The sequence below is a fragment of the Actinomadura livida genome (assembly GCF_014648675.1).
GTDB lineage: Bacteria > Actinomycetota > Actinomycetes > Streptosporangiales > Streptosporangiaceae > Spirillospora > Spirillospora livida.
This window is the reverse complement of sequence record NZ_BMRO01000001.1, coordinates 636,275-654,261: the sequence shown is the minus strand read 5'-3', so window position 1 is coordinate 654,261 and position 17,987 is coordinate 636,275. Positions and strand designations below refer to the sequence as shown.

The following is a 17,987-nucleotide window of genomic DNA, read 5'->3' as shown; positions in this document are numbered from 1 at the left end:
CCGGGGCCGCGGATCGGGTATGCCGGGGATCATGGAGAGCACCGTGGTCCGCGTGACGACCGGGGCGCGCGAGGTCGTGCACGACATCACTGCGGAGTGCGAGCGGTTCGCGGCGTCGGCGGGCGGCGACGGGCTGCTGCACGTCTTCGTCCCGCACGCCACCGCAGGCGTGGCGATCATCGAGCTGGGGGCGGGCAGCGACGACGACCTCCTGGCCGCTCTCGGGGACCTGCTGCCGGCGGACGACCGCTGGCGGCACGCGCACGGCTCCCCGGGACACGGGCGGTCGCACGTGATGCCCGCGCTCGTCCCGCCGTTCGCGACCCTGCCGGTGATCGGCGGGAGGCTCGCGCTCGGGACGTGGCAGTCGGTCGCTCTGGTGGACCTCAACGTCGACAACCCCGATCGTGAGATTCGGTTGTCGTTCCTAAAGGGATGAGCGCCGCGAACCGGGGGGTGTGGGGGGTCGTCCCCCCACGAAGCGCCCGGATGAGCGCCGCGAACCGGGGGGTGTGGGGGGTCGTCCCCCCACGAAGCGCCCGGATGAGCGCAACGAACGGGATCCCTCACGGGGGGCCGGGATGAGCGGACCGCGTGTCACCCTGCGTGGGGGCGCTGTCACAGCGATTTCCGTAATCGGGCCAATGAGGCCACCAAAAGCCGGGAAGACACTTGCGCTAGGGGCCCTCACTTGTGTGGACTGTCCCGCAAACACCGCACAGGTGCGGGCGGGCCACCCGTCCCGGGGGCCGGAACAGATACATGCACGACACCGTGCGGACTTGACGACCATGGGAGGACTTTCGTGAGCGCGACCGCGGGTCAGGCGCAGTCTGAGCGCAGCCTGGCCGAACGGCTCGGCCTGAAGGCGGGCCAGGTGGTGCAGGAGATCGGCTACGACGACGATGTCGACGAGGAGCTCAGGGAGTCCGTCGAGGCCGTCACGGGGAACGAGCTGGTCGACGAGGACTACGAGGACGTGGTCGACGTCGTGCTGCTGTGGTGGCGCGAGGAGGACGGCGACCTGTTCGAGGGCCTGACCGACGCGATGATCCCGCTCACCGGCGGCGGCAACATCTGGCTGCTGACGCCCAAGGCGGGCCGCGACGGGCACGTGGAGCCCAGCGACATCGGCGAGGCCGCGCAGACGGCCGGGCTGTCCCAGACCAGCAGCGTCAGCGCCGCCAAGGAGTGGTCGGGAACGCGGCTGGTCGCGCCCAAGGTCCGCAAGTAGCCCCCGGCGCCCGGCGACCCGGGCGGCGCGGGGTGGCAGACTGATCCCGTCCCCCACGCCGGTGGGGGGCGGGGTGTGATCCCGCCGCGGGCGGGGACGGAACGGCGGGAGAGGTCTTGGCTGTTGAGGTGGGCGACGCCGCCCCGGAATTCGAGCTGAAGGACCAGCACGGCACCCCGGTGAGGCTGTCGGAATTCCGCGGCGAGAAGAACGTCGTCCTGGTGTTCTACCCGCTGGCGTTCAGCGGCGTCTGCACCGGCGAGCTGTGCCAGATCAGGGACGAGCTGCCCACGCTGGGCGGCGACGACGTCCAGGTGCTGGCGGTCTCGGTCGACTCGATGTTCGCGCTGCGCGCCTGGGCCGACCAGGAGAAGTACCGGTTCCCGCTGCTGTCGGACTTCTGGCCCCACGGCGGGACGGCGCAGCGTTACGGCGTGTTCGACGAGGGCAAGGGCGTCGCCGTGCGCGGCACCTTCATCATCGACACCGAGGGCGTGGTCCGCTGGAAGGTCGTCAACGCGATCCCGGACGCACGCGACATCGACGAGTACCGCAAGGCGCTCGCCGGGCTCTGAGCGAATCGGACCGGCACCGGCCGCGTGGCCGGAACCGGTCCCCGCACCCTTGGAGGTGTGATGCCCTGCTTCCGGTGCGGGGCGCGGCAGACCGACCCCGTGCGCGGCGCGAGCCCGTGGAAGCGCGGGGTCCGGGCGGATCGGCAGGTGCTGATCTGCCCCGGCTGCCAGGCCGTCCGCGACTGGGCGGACGATCTCGACCGCTGCTCGGCCTGCGGCTCGGCCGCCCTGGTGTGCCGGCTCGGCGAGGTCGAGTGCCGCGACTGCGGGCACACCCGGGAGGCCGCCCCCGCCGACCTCGTCCGTTCGGGCGCCCCGCCGGGCGCCCCGCCGGGCGCCCCACCGGGCGCCCCACCGGGCGGTGCCGCCGACGGCGACCTCTCCGCGGAGGTGGCCGCGGCCCTCAGCCGCGTCCTGAAACGCGGCCCGGCGCTCTGAGCACGGCGCTCTGAGCACGGCGCTCTGAGCACGGCGCAAGCCCCTTCGGCCACCCGGCGGCCGTTCTCGCCGCCGTGCTCCCGATCCGCGCTGCATCACCGCGCCGACCACGGCTTTCGTACTTGACGCGAAAATCCGCATCCTGCCACGCTGCGCGGATGCCGATCGTGCTGATGCAGCTGGTCAACCGGATCACCGGGCGGTCCTGGCGCGTGCCCGCGCTCGTCCTGGCCGCGGCCTTCGTGGTGGGCTGGCTGCTGATGGCGCTGTTCGAGGAGCCCGGCGCCGACATCGCGAAGCCGCACGAGTACATCTGGTACTTCCTCGTCAGCGGCACCACGACCGGCTACGGCGATCTGGCCCCGGCCACGACCGGCGGGCGCATCGGCGGCGTGATCATCATCGGGGCGGGGCTGACCGCCGGGCTCGTGATGTTCGCCGAGCTGACTCTCTGGATGGGGAAGGGACGGACGATGAGGGCCAACGGCCAAGCGCGGCTGCACCTGAAGCGGCACATCGTGATGGTCGGCTACCACCGTGACGGCCTGCGGGCCATCATCGGCCAGCTCCGCGCGGACCGGGAGTTCGCCAGGACTCCCGTCGTCGCGATCTTCTGGCCGGACGAGCTGACGGGCGAGAATCCCGATCCGGACCTGTACGACGTGGTCGCCTTCGGCGAGACGGCCTACGAGCGTGCGTGCCTGGAGGCCGCCAAGACCGTGGTGGTCGTCGGCCACACCGACGACGAGACCGTCCGGGTGATGCTGGGCGTGGAGGCGTACCTGCGGCGCAAGGGCGATCCGGCCGTCCACCTGCTGGCGGGGGTGCACGAGGGCAACCGCCGCGTGGAGATCACCGAGGCGCTGCGGCTGATCGGCGCGGACATCGAGCCGGTCGACATCGACGACTCCGCCGTGGTGGCGGCCGCGATCCGCAACCCGGGGATCGCCGCGATCTACCACAACCTCGCCAGCACCCTGGACGCCGACGGCGCCCTGTACCGGGTGAACATCCCGGAGGACGCCGGCGAGTGGTCCCGGATGGACGTCGCGATCTTTCTCCTGCGGCGCGGCAGTACCCTGCTCGCCGTCGGCGAGTCGCATCGCCCCGACACCACGTTCCGGCTGACCGCCGCCCCGGACGAGATGGTCCGCGGCGGCCAGGCCCTGGCGGTGGTGGCCCGCACCCGTCCCGACGTCCCCTGGCACGAGCTGTGAAAGGCCGGGAGGGCGCCCGCGCGCCCGCTGGGGCGCCCTCCCGGTTGCCGCGTCGCGCGCGGCCCGGAGCACAGGTCCGAGGCTCCGGGGCCTCCCCGCGCGCTCGCGGGGTCAGGCCGCCTGCCGGTGGTCGGCGTCCAGCAGGTGGTAGAGCAGCAGGAGCTGCGTGATGGCGAGGGGGTCGCTGGTGCCCGCGTCGCCGAGGTGGCCGAGGACCCCGGGGTCGGGGAGGGCCGTGCCGGCGCGCGGGCCGAGGTGTTCCAGTATGGCCTTCTTGACGACCTGCGACTCCTCCGGGGAGACGTATCCGTGGACGTGCAGCGCGTCGACGGGGCGCCCGTCGGTGTCGCGGTGCAGGCGCAGGTGCATCGCCGTCTCGGTCCGGTCGGCGCCTACGCCGGCGGGGCCGCTGTCCAGGACGTCCGCCAGGTCGGGGTGGTCGATCGTGGGGCGGAGCAGCAGCTCGGCGGACAGCGGGGTGCCGGGCGGGTCGAGCCGCCCGGCGACGGGCGCGAACCGCACGACGATGTCGGCGTGCTTGCGCTGGGGACGGATGTAGGCGGCGCTCTCGGGCTCGCGGCGGTCGAGCTCGGCCATCACCTGCTCTGGCGTGTACCCGCGTTTGGCGCAGTCGCGGCGCACCTTCCACGAGTGGCGCAGCGGCTCCGGCGGGTCGAGGTAGACGGTGATGTCGAAGCAGGCGCGGGCCATCCGGGTGTGCAGCGGGAGCAGCCCCTCGACGATCACGAAGTCGCGCGGCTCGACCAGCTCGGGGCGGACGAGTTCGCCGGTGGAGTGGTCGTAGACGGGCTTGAGGATCGGCTCGCCCATCGACAGCAGCTGCAGGTGCTGCTCCATGATGTCGATGTGGTTGCAGTCGGGGTGCAGCGCCGTGAACGGCTTCCCGGCGCGTTCGGCGCGGTCGTAGCGGTGGTAGTCGTCCACGCAGACCGCCGTCATCCGGTCGGCTCCCAGGCACTGGACGAGCCCCCGGGTGAGGGTGGTCTTGCCGGCGGCGCTGTCGCCCGCGATGGCGAGCATGACGGGGCGGCGGCCCGCTCCCCGCGCCCGGAGCATATGCACGATCCGATGGGGCACCTTGCTCCTCCGTCCTGCGGAAACCGGTTTTCGTCTAGGAGAGTACGGGGTGGACGGCGGGTGACACTTCCCCCATCTAGGGGAGTGCGGGGGTGAAACGGCGGAGGAAGCCTCCGCATCTCCGCCCGGGTCGGCCTACTGGTGAGTAGCTTCCGGTTGTTATCGTGCGGGAATGAGCAGCGTCCCCGTACGCGTCGTCCTGGTCGACGACCACGAGATGATCCTCGCCGGGCTGCAGGCCATGCTGGCCGGGTTCTCCGGGCGCGTACGCGTCGTCGGACAGGCGGGGACGGGGGACGACGCCGCCCGGCTGGTCACCACGCTGCGTCCCGACGTCGTCCTGCTGGACGTGCGGCTCGGGCCGGAGAGCGGCCTCGACCTGTGCCGCCGGATCACCGGGCACGTCCCGGAGACCCGGGTGGTGTTCCTGTCGGTGTACGACGACGAGCAGTACGTCTTCGAGGCGCTGCGGGCCGGGGCGGGCGGGTACCTGCTCAAGCGGGTGGACGGCCCGGAGCTCGTCCGGCGGCTGGAGGAGGTCGCGCAGGGCGAGACGGTCGTCGACGCGACGCTCGCGGGCCGGATGGCGGTCACCGCGGCCCGGCTGACCCGCGGCGAGTTCTGGCCCGGCGCCAACCGCGGCCTCACGCAGCGCGAGAGCGAGGTGCTGTCGCTGCTGGTGGGCGGCCTGTCCAACAAGGCGATCGCGGCGCGGCTCGTGCTGAGCGAGGAGACCGTGAAGAGCCACCTGCGCGCGCTCTACCGCAAGCTGGAGGTGACCGACCGGTCCGCCGCGATCGCGGTCGCGCTGCGCGAGGGGCTGTTCCGGTGACGGGCGCCGGGCCGCTGGAACTGCTCGCGGGCCGCGGGACCGACCTGCTCGTCCGCGTCGTGGCGGCGGCCTGCTCCGCCCGCGAGCTGCCGCGGATGGCCGAGGAGCTGGCCGGGCTGGTCGTCCGGTCGGCGCGGGCGCTGACGTTCTGCGACGTGTACGTCCTGGCGGAGGACGAGCGCGTCCTGGAGTGGAAGGGCCCGCCCGTCCCGCTGGGGGAGGGCGACGTCGGCTGGGTCGCCGCGCACGGTCGGCCACGCCGGCACCCGGACGGGCGCGGCGCCGCGGTCCCGGTGCACAGCGAGGGCACCGTGATCGCGGTAATCGACGTCCGCTCGGCCGGGGCGCCGCCGCCCGAGGACCTGGAGCTCGTCACCGCGCTCGCCGGCCTGTTCGCGCCCGTGCTGTGCTCGTGCCGCCGGCTGCGCACCGCCCGCGAGCGGGAGCACTCCGCCGAGCGGTTCGCGGAGCGGGCCGTGCAGGCGCAGGAGGCCGAGCGGTCCCGGCTGAGCCGGGAGATCCACGACGGCATCGCGCAGCGGCTCGCCAGCCTCGGCTTCCACCTGTCGGCGGCCGAGCGGGCCATGCCCGAGCACCACCCCGAGGGACTCGCGCAGATCATGATGGCGCGCCGGCTGTGCGAGCTGGCGGCGGCCGAGACCCGCGCCGCGATCGGCGGGCTGCGCCCGCCCGTGCTGGACGACCTGGGCCTGTCGGCGGCGCTGGCCACCCTCGCCCGCGAGGCGGGGGACGGCCCCGGCCCGTCCGGCCCGCTCGACGTGACGGTCACCGTCGAGGGCGAACTGGAGGACGCGCTGCCCGACCACGTGCAGACCGCGCTGTACCGGATCGCGCAGGAGGCGGTCGGCAACTGCCTGCGGCACGCGCAGGCGACCTGCGTCGACCTGCTGCTGGAGCACTCCCACGACCGGGTCAGGCTGAAGGTCCGCGACGACGGGATCGGGTTCCCGGTGCGGGACGTCCTCGGGCAGGGCGGCCGCGGAAGCCGCCCCGACTCCTACGGCCTGCGCGGCATGCGCGAGCGCGCCGAACTGCTCGGCGGGCGGGTCGCGGTGACGAGCAGGCCCTCGGCCGGGACGACCGTCGAGGCCGTGATCCCCATCCCCGGGCGGCACCGGGGCGGGGTCAGTCCGTCCTGAGCACCCGGAACGCGATCCCCGCCCTGGTCAGCCGCTCGATGAGGGCGTCGCCCATCGCGGCGGCGGTCGTGACCTGACCGGCGGTCTCCGGGAGGTCGTCATGGGCCAGGCACAGCGCCGACTCGGCGAGCATCTTGGCGGTCTCCCCGTAGCCGGGGTCGCCGCCCGCGACCTCGGTGACCACGCGCCGGCCGCCCCCTTCGCCGGCGAACTTCACGCTGAACCAGTTGCGGGCGCGCTGCTCCGCGGACGGGCCCTCGCCCGGCGCGCGGAGCCGCAGCAGCAGCCCGCGGGTCGGCCGCAGCGCCGCGAGGACGGCCACCACCCCGGCGCCCGCCGCCATCCCCGCGGCGACGGGGAGCCGCTTGACGGCGACGTAGTGGCCGTAGGAGAAGTCGGGGCCGTAGCGGTCCAGGGCGGCCGCGGAACGGACGACGACCTGCGGGTCGAGGGTGGGCAGCGGCAGCGTCCAGCCGCCCGCGAGCCGGGCCTTCGGCGCGGGGCGGCGCGAGACGCGCACCCGCCGCCCGGCGGGCCGCTCCTCCATCGCGCGGCGCTCCCGCTCGGCGCGCACCAGGCCCGCGGGGTCGGCGAACACGCCGATCGCCGAGTGCAGCGTGCCGCCGGACGCGTCCGCGCGGGCGCGCACGAACCCCTCGACGTGGAGCGGGACGCCTTCCGGGAGCTGCTTCACCGTGAAGTAGGCGCCGAGGTCGTGGGGGACGGAGTCGAACCCGCAGGCGTGCACGATCCGCGCGCCGCTGCGCTCCGCCTCCCGGTGGTACTTCACGTACATCCGGTCGACGAAGGTCGGCTCGCCGGTGAGGTCCACGTAGTCGGTCCCGGCGCGCGCGCACGCCGCCACCAGCGGCTCGCCGTACTTGGCGTACGGGCCGACGGTGGTGATGACGACACGCGCCGAGTTCGCGACGGCCTCGATGGACGCGGCGTCGCCGCTGTCGGCGTGCAGCAGCGGAAGGTCGGCGCACGCGGGGTCGAGCTCGGCCAGCCGCTCGCGGACGGACGCCAGCTTGGCCTCGTTGCGTCCGGCGAGGGCCCAGCGCGTGCCGGGATCGGCGTGCCGGGCCAGGTACTCGGCGGTCAGGGCGCCGGTGAACCCGGTGGCGCCGAAGAGGACCAGGTCGTACGGGCGGTCCGGGCCGGGCTTTCGGTCGGCGGTCATCGTTGCCCCTTTCGCGGTTTCCGAACCCGATTCTGTCCTGTCCGGTGCCGTTCGTGCGCGGTGGCGCGGCGATGTGAGCGACCGCACTCGTCTAGGGTTTGATCAGTCGAGGGGGTGGTGGCGTGACCGGGCTGGCCGTGGCGATGGATCTCGCCGCCGTGGGATTCTTCGCGGGCTTCCTGTTCCTGGTGACCCGCCGGGAGACCGTCCCGGCGGACGAAGGCGGCCGGACCGTCGCGATGATCCTGATCGCGGTCAGTCTGGCCCTGCTGTCGGTGCCGCTCTGGAGCCTCCCGTAGCCTCGGCGGCGCTTTCGTGCCCGTTTCGATCCGGTCCGCTGCCACCCGGCGCACTCCAGCCCGGGGCGTCCAGCAGGTGCCGGACGAACAGCAGCGTCGTCGCGGACGGCGCGGCCCCGCCCACCGCGTGCCAGGGCCGGTCGAGGGGCATCCCCGGCGCGTCGACGACGACGAGGCGTCCCGCGTCCAGCTCGGACCCGACGGCGTCCCGCGAGACCAGCGCCACCCCGAGCCCGGCCGCCGCGCCCGCGATCACCGCGCCGTTCGAGCCGAGCACGAGCCGCGGCGGCGACGCCTCCCGCTCGGCCAGGTAGGCGTCCGCGCTCGCCCGCGTCCCCGAACCCGGCTCGCGCATCACCCACGGCGTGCCCGCCGGTGTGAACCCGTCCGCGAGATGCGGCGCGCCCACGACGACCAGCTCGTTCGGGCGCCGGGCCAGGACGGTCGCCGCGAGCCCGGCGGGCGGGCGCCCGGCCAGCACCAGATCGGCCTCGTGCGCGGCGAGGCTGCTCCACACCTGGCGGCGCGGCCCGACCTCCAGCGTCAGCTCGACGTCCGGCCAGCGCTCCCGGAAGGAGGCGAGCAGCTCCGGGAGCAGCTGGTCGGCGGCGGTCGTCACCGCCGCCAGCCGCAGCGTCCCGCGCCCCGGGTCGGCCGCGCCGCGCGCCGCGGCCCGCCCCTCCTCAAGCAGCCCGAGGACCTGCCGCGCGTACCCCGCGTAGGCGGCCCCGGCGGCGGTCAGCCGCAGCCCGCGCCCCTCCTTCCGGACGAGCGGGACGCCGAGATCACGGGTCAGCGCCGCGACCGCCGCCGACACCGCCGACTCCGTCACGTACAACCGCCGCGCCGCCGCCCGCACCGACCCCGTGTCGGCGAGCGCGACGAACGTCCGCAACCGCGCCTCGGTCACCCGCCCGCCCTCCTCGCTCAAGTGAACGCTTAATGGTCACCGTAGAACACTTGATGGACATCACAAGTGTCGGGGGGCGAAGCTCGAACTGTTCACGGTCCACGTGGCCGGGACGCGGCGCCCGCCCCGACCCCTGGGGCATGCCGTCCTTCACCGGGGCGGGCCGCCGCGCCCCGTGATCCGACCTCGGGCTTAAGGAGAGCGGCGATGAGCGCAGGCAGATGGTCGGCGGGCGTGATCCCCTACGCCGAGATGGGCTACTGGCGCCCGGACTACCAGCCGAAGGACAGCGACATCCTCGCCGCCTTCCGGATCACCCCGCAGGAGGGCGTCCCGCCCGAGGAGGCGGGCGCGGCGGTCGCGGGCGAGTCGTCCACCGCCACCTGGACGGTGGTGTGGACGGACAGGCTCACGTCCTACGAGAACTACCAGGGCAAGTGCTACCGGGTGGAGCCCGTCCCAGGGCAGGAGAACCAGTTCATCGCCTACATCGCCTACGACCTCGACCTGTTCGAGGAGGGGTCGATCGCGAACCTGACGTCGTCCATCATCGGAAACGTCTTCGGGTTCAAGGCGCTGAAGGCGCTGCGCCTGGAGGACATGCGGATCCCGGCCCACTACGTGAAGACGTTCCAGGGCCCCGCGCACGGCATCGTCATGGAGCGCGAGTACCTCGGCAAGTTCGGTCGCCCGCTGCTGGGCGCGACCGTCAAGCCGAAGCTCGGGCTGTCCGCGCGCAACTACGGCCGCGTCGTCTACGAGGCGCTCCGCGGCGGCCTCGACTTCACCAAGGACGACGAGAACATCAACTCACAGCCCTTCATGCGCTGGCGCGACCGCTTCCTCTACTGCATGGAGGGCGTCAACCGGGCGCAGGCCGCGACGGGCGAGGTCAAGGGCCACTACCTCAACGTCACCGCCGGGACGATGGAGGACATGTACGAGCGCGCCGACTTCGCCAAGGAACTCGGCAGCGTCATCGTGATGATCGACCTCACCATCGGCTACACGGCCATCCAGTCGATGGCCAAATGGGCGCGGGCCAACGGCGTCCTCCTGCACCTGCACCGCGCCGGCCACTCCACCTACACGCGGCAGAAGAGCCACGGCGTCAACTTCCGCGTCATCGCCAAGTGGATGCGGCTGGCGGGCGTCGACCACATCCACGCAGGGACGGTCGTCGGCAAGCTGGAGGGCGACCCGAACAGCGTCCGCGGCTACTACGACACCCTCCGCCTGGACAGGGTGGAGGCCGACCCCGTGAAGGGCCTGTACTTCGACCAGGAATGGGCGTCGATGCCGGGCACGATGCCCGTCGCGTCCGGCGGCATCCACGCCGGCCAGATGCACCAGCTCCTGCACTACCTCGGCGAGGACTCGATCCTCCAGTTCGGCGGCGGGACGATCGGCCACCCGATGGGCATCGCGGCCGGCGCCACCGCCAACCGCGTCGCGCTCGAAGCGATGATCAAGGCGCGCAACGAGGGCCGCGACTACCTCGCCGAGGGCCCCGACATCCTCCGCGCGGCCGCCAAGAACAGCCGCGAACTGGACGTCGCCCTGTCCACCTGGGGCGACATCACCTTCACCTACGAGTCCACCGACACACCCGACGTCGTCGAGACCCCAGTGAGCGTGTGACATGCGGATCACCCAAGGAACCTTCTCCTACCTGCCCGACCTCACCGACGAGGAGATCACCGCGCAGGCCGGCTACGCCCTCGGCCAGGGCTGGCCGTGCTCGGTCGAGTTCACCGACGACCCGCACCCGCGCAACTCCTACTGGGAGATGTGGGGCCTGCCCATGTTCGACCTCACCGACCCGGCAGGCGTCCTGTACGAGATCAACGAGTGCCGCAAGGCGTACCCGGGCCACTACATCCGGCTGAACGCCTACGACGCGAGCTACGGGCGGCAGACGACCGCGCTGCAGTTCATCGTCCAGCGCCCGGCCGAGGAGCCCGGGTTCCGCCTCGACCGCGAGGAGACGTCCGACCGGCGCGTCCGCTACACCCTCCACCCGTACGCGCTGGACCGCCCCGAGGGCGACCGGTACGGGGCGGGACGTTGAGCGAACGCCCCGGTTTCGGGATGCGCCAGAACGGCTCCCCGGCGGCGGCCCCCACCCCGCCTCCCGCCGCCGGGGAGCCGTTCACCCCCGGAGCCGAGCCGCTCCCTCCCGGAGCCGAGCCGCTGCCGCCCGGAGCCCGCGTCGACCTCGCCCGGGAACGCGCCGACTCCCAGGTCGACGGCGTCCTGGACGCCCTGGACCGCGAGCTCGTCGGCCTCGCGCCGGTCAAGACCCGCATCCGGGAGATCGCCGCGCTGCTGCTGGTCGACCGCGTCCGGGCCCGCTTCGGCATCGACTCGGGACGCCCCAACCTGCACATGTGCTTCACCGGCGGGCCCGGGACGGGCAAGACGTCCGTCGCGCTGCGGCTCGCCGAACTCCTGCACCGCCTCGGCTACGTCCGCCGCGGCCACCTGGTCTCCGTCACCCGCGACGACCTCGTCGGCCAGTACGTCGGCCACACCGCCCCCAAGACCAAGGAGGTCCTGAAGAGGGCCATGGGCGGCGTCCTCTTCATCGACGAGGCGTACTACCTCTACCGCGCCGAGAACGAGCGGGACTACGGGCAGGAGGCCATCGAGATCCTCCTCCAGGTCATGGAGAACCAGCGGGACGACCTGGTCGTCGTCCTCGCCGGCTACAAGGACCGCATGGACTCCTTCTTCGCGTCCAATCCCGGCATGAGCTCCCGCATCGCCCACCACATCGACTTCCCCGACTACGAGCCGGACGAGCTGGAGGCGATCGGCCACCTGATGATGGACCGGGAGGGCTACGGCCTGGCCCCCGAGACCGAGCCGGTCTTCCGCGACTACCTCTCCCGCCGCCGTGCGCAGCCCCGCTTCGCCAACGCGCGCTCCGTCCGCAACGCCATCGAACGCGCCCGCCTCCGGCACGCCAACCGGCTCCTCGCCCGGGGCGGCGACGTCGGACGCGAAGATCTCACCACCCTCCACCCGGAAGACTTCCTCGCCAGCCGCGTCTTCGGGTGACCGGTGTCACGTCCGTTAAAGGGATGGGCCCCCGCATGTCCTAATGTTGTGACGGACGACATCAGAGGTGGGGGATAAGTTGCTTAACCCTGAGGAGCTGTACGAGCTCGACGCCGACCTGCCGGAAATGACGGGTCCGGTGCTGCTGCACAGCCTCGACGGCTTCGTTGACGCCGGATCCACCGGGCAGCTCGTGCGCGAGCACCTCCTGGAGGCGCTGGAACACCGCGTCATCGCCCGCTTCGACGTCGACTCACTGATCGACTACCGGGCCCGCCGCCCGCCGATGACGTTCGACCGCGACCACTGGGCCTCCTACGAGGCGCCCGAGCTGGTCGTCCGGCTGCTGCGCGACGAGGCCGGCAGCCCGTTCCTGATGCTGTCCGGGCCCGAACCCGACCGGCTGTGGGAGGGCTTCACCGCGGCCGTCCTGCACCTCGTGAAGCGCCTGGGCGTGGAGCTCGTCGTCGGCTTCCACGGCATCCCGATGGGCGTCCCGCACACCCGCCCGGTCGGCGTCACCTCGCACGCCACCCGGCCGGAGCTGGTCACCCGGAACTCCTGGTTCGACAAGGTCCAGGTCCCCGGCAGCGCCGCCGGCCTCCTCGAACTGCGGCTCGGCGAGGCGGGCCACGACGCCCTCGGCCTCGCCGTGCACGTCCCGCACTACCTCGCCCAGTCCGCCTACCCGGCCGCCGCCGTCGCCGCCCTGGAGGGGGTCATCGACGCCACCGGGCTCGCGCTGCCCGTCGAGCGGCTCCGCGAGGCCGCCGCGGCCACCGACGCCGACATCGCCGAGCAGGTCGACGGCAACGACGAGGTCGAGAAGGTCGTCCGGGCCCTGGAGCAGCAGTACGACGCGTTCGCGGGCGCCGCCGAGCGCGACAACCTGCTCGCCGAATCGGGGGACATGCCCACCGCCGACGAGCTCGGCGCCCAGTTCGAGCGCTTCCTCGCCGAACAGGACGGGCCCGACTCGCCCTCCTAGACATATCCCGCCGCGCCTCGGGTAGGCGAGCCTTGAGGGGAGGTTCGCACGATGGCCCAGAAGGTGAACGAGGTGATGACGCCGGTTCCGGTGGCGGTGTCCCCGGACACGTCCCTGGCGGAGGTCGGCGACCTCATGCGGCAGCACGGCATCGGCGACGTCCTGGTCGTGCACGAGGGACGGCTGCGCGGCCTGGTCACCGACCGCGACATCGTCGTCCGCGCCGTCGCCCTCCAGAAGGACATGACCGGCACCGCCGTGGCCGAGGTCTGCAGCACCAACCTGATCACCGTGGCGCCCGGCGAGGACGCCGACACGGCCGTCCAGTTGATGCGGCGGCACGCGATCCGCCGCGTTCCCGTGGTCGACGGCGACCGCCCGATCGGCATGGTGTCCATCGGCGACCTGGCCGTCCAGCGCGACGAGCGCTCGGCCCTCGCCGACATCAGCGCCGAACCCCCGAACACGTGACCGCGGACCGCGACGTCATCGTGGTCGGCGCGGGACCCGCGGGATCAGCGGTCGCCTGCCACCTGGCCCGCTCCGGCCTGGACGTCCTCCTCCTGGAGAAGACCTCGTTCCCCCGCGAGAAGGTCTGCGGCGACGGCCTCACGCCCCGCGCCGTCCAGGAACTCCGCACGCTCGGCATCGACCTGGACGCCCCGGGCTGGTTCCCCAACAAGGGCATCCGCCTCATCGGCGCCGGCCGCCGCCTCGAAATCGACTGGCCCGACGCGCACGGCCTCACCCGCTCCCGCGCTGACTTGGACGGACTCCTGGCCCGCCAGGCGGTCGCCGCCGGTGCCACCCTCCAGGAGAACACCAAGGTCACCGGCCCGCTCCAGGCGAGAGGCCGCGTGACAGGCGTCAAGACCGAAACGGGCACCCACGAGGCCCGCCTGGTCATAGCCGCGGACGGCGCCTCCTCCCGCCTCTCGGTCGCCCTGGGCCTGCGCCCGTCCGCCACCCGCCCCATCGGCATCGCGGGCCGCCGCTACTTCCGCAGCCCCCGCCACGACGACGCCCACCTGGAGATCTGGCTGGACCTGGCCCCGGCCGGCTACGGCTGGATCTTCGGCATGGGCGACGGCACCTGCAACGTGGGCGTGGCCCTCCTGCGCACCGACCACCCCGACTACCGGAGCCTCCTCTCCCGCTGGCTGACGACCCTCCCGCCCGCCTGGGGCCTCACCGAGGACAACGCCACGGGCCCCCTGCGCGGCGCCGCCCTCCCCATGGGCTTCAGCCGCCGCCCCCACTACCTCCCGGGCCTCCTCCTGGTGGGCGACTCCGGCGGCATGATCAACCCGTCCACCGGCGAGGGCATCGCCTACGCCCTGGAGGCCGCCCGCATAGCCGCCGACGTCATCACCACGGCGCTCTCGTCCCCGTCCCCTGAGGAAGTTCTCCGGAAGTACCCGTCCGCCCTCAAGAAGGCCAACGGCGGCCCCTTCACCCGCGGCCGAGCCTTCACCCGCGCCATAGCCGACCCTCGCATCATGCACCTGGCCACCCACCAGGGCCTCCGCCACCCGACCCTGATGCGCTACGCCCTACAAACCGTAGGCGCCTTCCAACCCCGCACCACCACCTGACCTCTCCCCGAACCCGTCCGTTTCGCGATGCCCCCAGCCGACCGGGTACGCTTTCCCGTCAACACCGGGCGCGTAGCTCAGGGGTAGAGCACTCGCCTTACAAGCGAGTGGCCGCAGGTTCGAAACCTGCCGCGCCCACCAGCAGAAACCCCCTGTTCCCGATCATGGAAACAGGGGGTTCGTGCCATTAGCGTGCCATTAGCCGACGAGCGCGAGCGTTCCGGCCGCCCCATCGTCGTCATCCGGGTTGGCGTTGTTGATCATGCCGTCCATGGCTTGGGCGATCGCCCGGTTACCGCCCGCCGTCCGGTGCTGGTAGATCAGCGCGGCCCGCACGCTGTCATGTCCCATGCGCTCCATGAGGTCGCGGAGCGTCGCGCCGGACTCGGCCGCGAACGTGTTCCCGGTGTGCCGGAGGTCGTGGAAGTGGAGGTTCGGCACGCCGAGCTTGGCCACCGTCTCACCCCACTTGGTAGCCCGCCGGAAGTTCGGCCGCCGCAGGACGCCCCCGCGCTTGCCCGTGAAGATCAGAGCGTCATCCTCGGGATCGGTGAAGTTGCCGAGATGCCGCCGCAGGTCGGGGATGATCGCTTGAGGGAGTGCCACCGTCCGCAGGCCCGCCTGTGACTTGGGCGGCCCGATGATCAGTTCGCCGGAGTCCAGTTCGACCTGTGCTTGCCGGACGGTGACCGTCATGGCGTTGAGGGCGAGGTCCATGCGGCGCAGCGCGGCGACCTCGCCCCAACGGAGGCTTGCGAAGGTCGCAAGGAGGATGAGCGCCCGCAGGTGCTCAGGAACCATCTCAGCGAGCTGGAAGACCTGGGCGACCGTCAGCACCGGCCGCTCATCCGGCTTCTCCTCACCGGCACCTTTGATCCGGCACGGGTTGCGCACGATGATCATGTCATCGGTCGCCGTCATAAGCACGGCCCGCAGCAGCCGGTACGCCTTTGCCACCTCGGAGGCCCCGACGCCCGCACTGATCAGGCTTGCCCGCCACTCGCGGACGGTTGGCGTGTCGATCTTGCCGAGGGACACATTGCCGAGATACGGCGTGATGTGACGGCGGAGAAGTCCCGTGTAGATCTCCACCGTGCGCGCCCGAAGTTCCGGCCGCTCTGTGATCCACTTGGCCGCGTACTCGGAGAGCTTCACCTTTGCCCGTTGCGGGTCCGTCCAGTCGCCGGCGACTAGCTTCGCTTCCAGCAGCGAGAGCTGGCGTTCCGCCTCACGCCTGGAAGCGTACGTTGTTCCGGCCGAGCGCATCTTGCCATCCGGCCCTTGGTACCTGACTTGGAAGCGCCCCGAGGGGAGTTGACGGACGCTTCCGAACCGGCGCTTGCCCCTCCTGTTCGCCATCAAGCGGCCTCTCTGCTCGTAGTTGCCGAAAGTTCGGGAGTGGGGGTGTTGGTCGCTTGGTCGAGTTGCCGACGCCGTTGGATGCGTTCGTTGATCAGCAGCAGTAGGCGTTGTTCTGCGGGTTTCACGTCCGGGTCGCCAGGCCCGGCCCGTTCCCAGACGTGCACGGCGTTCGGGTCGGCCGGGTTGACGACGGGGACACCGGCCTCAGCCAGCCGGGCCAGCACCCACGCCTTGCGGTCGGCTTTGTGATCGGCCAGGGTCTTTCCCGACCATTTGCGGGAGACGAGCACACGTCGGCCGCCGTAGCCGAGGTGTTCGCGTCGGTGTGCTTTGCCCTTGCAGTAGCCGGGCGTCATGCCTTTGCGGGGGTTCTTGGGTTGGACGCCGTAGCGCAGCCAGTTCGCGCACGTCGGTGAGCAGGGCTCGTAGCGGAGTGCTTCGGCCATCCGGTCGACGTGTTCGCGTTGCGCGGTGGTTTCGGCGTTGTGGCATTCGGCGACGCCCTTGACGAGGTACTTGGTCAGGTAGCCGATGAGCTTGCGGGACTGCGGGGAGTCGGCCAGGACGCCTTGTGCGTCGATCTGCCGCCCGAACTTCACCACGTGCAGGGGTTCGGCGTCCTGGTCCTGGCCGAGGGCATCAAGCGCCTCATCCCACGTCGGGAGGACTTCGCCGGTAGTCGGGTCGAGGTACCCGCCCTCTGGACCGGCTGCCTCATCCCAGACAGGGAGTTGCTCCCCCTCGAAGACGACACGATCGGTCGAGGGCCACCACACCTGGTGATAGGTGGCCGCCACCACTTGCCGCAGTTCAGCGCGGGAGATGGTTCCGCGTATGGCCATGTGCAGGTGGGGCGCGAGCCGCCGCTGGGGTTCGACGGCCGCGAAGTACTGCACGTCGTAGCCGACGAACCGGCGCAGGTTCTGCACGAACCGATCGACCAGCTTGGAGAAGTGCAACGCGTCCCGCGCGGCCCGCGTGTAGTCATAGGTGTCCGGGTCGACCGGGGTTCCGTCCGAGCGCACCCGCCCATAGGAGTCCAACGTCAAGGTCAGGAAGATCGACGGCCGAAACGCCTTACCGTCACGGCCCCGGAACACCTTGCCGACCGTGCGGGAGTCGACCGGCCGCCGAGGAAGGTCCGGCGCATCCTGCCGCCTACGAGTCGACCGCGTCCGCCGGCTCTTACTCCCGTCCGTCTTGAGGGCACCGCGCACCCCCGTGCGTTCAAGCTCGTTGTCGAGGTCCCGAATGACCGCGTCCCAGAACTCGGCGTCTTCCCCGTCCGCCGTCCCGTCCTCGGACGCATGGTCACGGGCCGCCGCAGCGTGCGCCCGCATCTCCATCCACGCCCGCTGTTCCTCGTCCGGGTCAGCGCGCGTGATGACGGGTTCTTCGGTCAGGTGCCAGCCTTGACGGCACTGGACCGCGCGGAGCTTGCGCTTGCGTTCGGCGCACGAGGGGCACACCGAGGCCAGGGTGTGCCCGCACGGGACATACACCACCTCGGCCGCACCCGTGTTCAGGTCAACTCGCCGCATCGGTACGGGGCGGATACAGACGCCGTGTTCGACCGCGACCGCTTCCAGCACCCCCCGCGCCAGCGGAGGCAGCGTCTTGACCACCGGTTCCGGTGCAGGCTCGTCTGGGGCGTCGAGGGCGGGTTGGGTGATGCGGGTAGGGGGTTTGGTCACGCCGCCTCCACATCGGGTAGGCCGAGCGCGACCATCGCCCGGATATCGGCATCGGAGACGTACGCCGCCCGGACCCGCAGCGGGTCAGGTGAGGCTTCCAGCCGGACGAACCCGACCCCCGCGCCGACCTCCGGAACCGATGAGATCTGGTCGGCCAGGGCGCCGCGGTCGCGGGCACCGTCACCGAGCACCATGTCGACCTGTTCGTCTTCGTCCAGGCGCAGGGCGATGCGGTCGGGGAACAGGTTGCGCAGGTTGTTGACCTCTTTGCGCGCGTCCTGCTGAGCGCCGATGACGCAGTACCCCACCGACCGGCCCTGCGAGGTGAGCACCGCAAGC

Annotated in this window: 19 protein-coding genes, 1 tRNA gene and 1 pseudogene; 15 read left to right on the top strand and 6 right to left on the bottom strand. The window is 72.0% G+C overall.

The window, feature by feature from the left end:
• Nucleotides 1-31 precede the first annotated feature (31 nt).
• The 5 genes from IEZ03_RS02840 to IEZ03_RS02820 all read left to right on the top strand — a co-directional run bounded on the left by IEZ03_RS02840 (nucleotide 32) and on the right by IEZ03_RS02820 (nucleotide 3,464).
• A complete protein-coding gene (locus IEZ03_RS02840) occupies nucleotides 32-439 on the top strand; it encodes a YjbQ family protein (RefSeq protein ID WP_184882408.1) in 408 nt (135 codons plus the stop codon).
• 366 nt (nucleotides 440-805) lie between these two features.
• Nucleotides 806-1,234, top strand: coding sequence for a DUF3052 domain-containing protein (locus IEZ03_RS02835; protein ID WP_131954932.1), 429 nt, complete (start codon nucleotides 806-808; stop codon nucleotides 1,232-1,234).
• Between the two features lie 116 nt (nucleotides 1,235-1,350).
• Nucleotides 1,351-1,809, top strand: a complete 459-nt coding sequence (locus IEZ03_RS02830; RefSeq protein WP_184882410.1) for a peroxiredoxin — start codon at nucleotides 1,351-1,353, stop codon at nucleotides 1,807-1,809.
• Between the two features lie 60 nt (nucleotides 1,810-1,869).
• Nucleotides 1,870-2,247, top strand: coding sequence for a hypothetical protein (locus IEZ03_RS02825; protein WP_184882412.1), 378 nt, complete (start codon nucleotides 1,870-1,872; stop codon nucleotides 2,245-2,247).
• Nucleotides 2,248-2,405: 158 nt separating this feature from the next.
• Nucleotides 2,406-3,464 (top strand): ion channel, encoded by a 1,059-nt coding sequence (locus IEZ03_RS02820; RefSeq protein ID WP_184882414.1) that lies wholly within the window; start codon nucleotides 2,406-2,408, stop codon nucleotides 3,462-3,464.
• Between the two features lie 111 nt (nucleotides 3,465-3,575).
• Here the strand turns inward: IEZ03_RS02820 and IEZ03_RS02815 are convergent, their stop codons facing one another.
• Entirely contained in the window at nucleotides 3,576-4,541 is a 966-nt protein-coding gene (locus IEZ03_RS02815; RefSeq protein WP_184890466.1) for a phosphoribulokinase, read from the bottom strand.
• A 193-nt stretch (nucleotides 4,542-4,734) separates the two neighbouring features.
• Between IEZ03_RS02815 and IEZ03_RS02810 the strand changes: the two genes are divergently transcribed.
• Nucleotides 4,735-5,394, top strand: coding sequence for a response regulator (locus IEZ03_RS02810; protein ID WP_184882416.1), 660 nt, complete (start codon nucleotides 4,735-4,737; stop codon nucleotides 5,392-5,394).
• Nucleotides 5,391-6,554: a GAF domain-containing sensor histidine kinase gene (locus tag IEZ03_RS02805; protein ID WP_184882418.1), complete on the top strand. Its 1,164-nt coding sequence runs from the start codon at nucleotides 5,391-5,393 to the stop codon at nucleotides 6,552-6,554. The genes IEZ03_RS02810 and IEZ03_RS02805 overlap by 4 nt, the downstream gene beginning before the upstream one ends.
• Here IEZ03_RS02805 and IEZ03_RS02800 read toward each other — a convergent pair.
• The gene (locus tag IEZ03_RS02800) at nucleotides 6,541-7,737 is read right to left on the bottom strand and encodes a saccharopine dehydrogenase family protein (RefSeq protein WP_184882420.1); all 1,197 of its coding nucleotides are present in this window, start codon (nucleotides 7,735-7,737) and stop codon (nucleotides 6,541-6,543) included. The genes IEZ03_RS02805 and IEZ03_RS02800 overlap by 14 nt on opposite strands.
• A 122-nt stretch (nucleotides 7,738-7,859) precedes the next feature.
• Here IEZ03_RS02800 and IEZ03_RS02795 point away from each other — a divergent pair, with 122 nt between their 5' ends.
• Entirely contained in the window at nucleotides 7,860-8,036 is a 177-nt protein-coding gene (locus tag IEZ03_RS02795; RefSeq protein WP_184882422.1) for a hypothetical protein, read from the top strand.
• Here IEZ03_RS02795 and IEZ03_RS02790 read toward each other — a convergent pair.
• Entirely contained in the window at nucleotides 7,993-8,967 is a 975-nt protein-coding gene (locus IEZ03_RS02790; protein ID WP_221480622.1) for a LysR substrate-binding domain-containing protein, read from the bottom strand. The two genes, IEZ03_RS02795 and IEZ03_RS02790, sit on opposite strands and share 44 nt — an antisense overlap.
• A gap of 186 nt (nucleotides 8,968-9,153) precedes the next feature.
• Between IEZ03_RS02790 and IEZ03_RS02785 the strand changes: the two genes are divergently transcribed.
• The 7 genes from IEZ03_RS02785 to IEZ03_RS02755 all read left to right on the top strand — a co-directional run bounded on the left by IEZ03_RS02785 (nucleotide 9,154) and on the right by IEZ03_RS02755 (nucleotide 14,733).
• The gene (locus tag IEZ03_RS02785) at nucleotides 9,154-10,587 is read left to right on the top strand and encodes a form I ribulose bisphosphate carboxylase large subunit (protein ID WP_184882424.1); all 1,434 of its coding nucleotides are present in this window, start codon (nucleotides 9,154-9,156) and stop codon (nucleotides 10,585-10,587) included.
• Nucleotide 10,588: 1 nt separating this feature from the next.
• The gene (locus IEZ03_RS02780; protein ID WP_132054470.1) at nucleotides 10,589-11,017 is read left to right on the top strand and encodes a ribulose bisphosphate carboxylase small subunit; all 429 of its coding nucleotides are present in this window, start codon (nucleotides 10,589-10,591) and stop codon (nucleotides 11,015-11,017) included.
• Nucleotides 11,014-12,009, top strand: a complete 996-nt coding sequence (gene cbbX, locus IEZ03_RS02775; protein WP_229807956.1) for a CbbX protein — start codon at nucleotides 11,014-11,016, stop codon at nucleotides 12,007-12,009. Before IEZ03_RS02780 ends, cbbX begins: the two co-directional genes overlap by 4 nt.
• Nucleotides 12,010-12,088: 79 nt before the next feature.
• The gene (locus tag IEZ03_RS02770) at nucleotides 12,089-12,997 is read left to right on the top strand and encodes a proteasome assembly chaperone family protein (RefSeq protein WP_221480623.1); all 909 of its coding nucleotides are present in this window, start codon (nucleotides 12,089-12,091) and stop codon (nucleotides 12,995-12,997) included.
• A 51-nt stretch (nucleotides 12,998-13,048) separates the two neighbouring features.
• Complete coding sequence (locus IEZ03_RS02765) at nucleotides 13,049-13,468, top strand: CBS domain-containing protein (protein ID WP_184882426.1); 420 nt, start codon at nucleotides 13,049-13,051, stop codon at nucleotides 13,466-13,468.
• Nucleotides 13,465-14,592 (top strand): geranylgeranyl reductase family protein, encoded by a 1,128-nt coding sequence (locus IEZ03_RS02760; protein WP_184882428.1) that lies wholly within the window; start codon nucleotides 13,465-13,467, stop codon nucleotides 14,590-14,592. The genes IEZ03_RS02765 and IEZ03_RS02760 overlap by 4 nt, the downstream gene beginning before the upstream one ends.
• 66 nt (nucleotides 14,593-14,658) lie before the next feature.
• Nucleotides 14,659-14,733 (top strand) — tRNA-Val (locus IEZ03_RS02755).
• A 57-nt stretch (nucleotides 14,734-14,790) separates the two neighbouring features.
• Here the strand turns inward: IEZ03_RS02755 and IEZ03_RS02750 are convergent.
• The 3 genes and pseudogenes from IEZ03_RS02750 to IEZ03_RS37475 form a co-directional block, all read right to left on the bottom strand.
• A complete protein-coding gene (locus IEZ03_RS02750) occupies nucleotides 14,791-15,951 on the bottom strand; it encodes a site-specific integrase (RefSeq protein ID WP_184882430.1) in 1,161 nt (386 codons plus the stop codon).
• A complete protein-coding gene (locus IEZ03_RS02745) occupies nucleotides 15,951-17,579 on the bottom strand; it encodes a replication initiator (protein WP_184882432.1) in 1,629 nt (542 codons plus the stop codon). Before IEZ03_RS02745 ends, IEZ03_RS02750 begins: the two co-directional genes overlap by 1 nt.
• Nucleotides 17,580-17,644: 65 nt before the next feature.
• Nucleotides 17,645-17,987, bottom strand: a pseudogene (locus tag IEZ03_RS37475) (cell division protein FtsK); the annotation flags it as partial.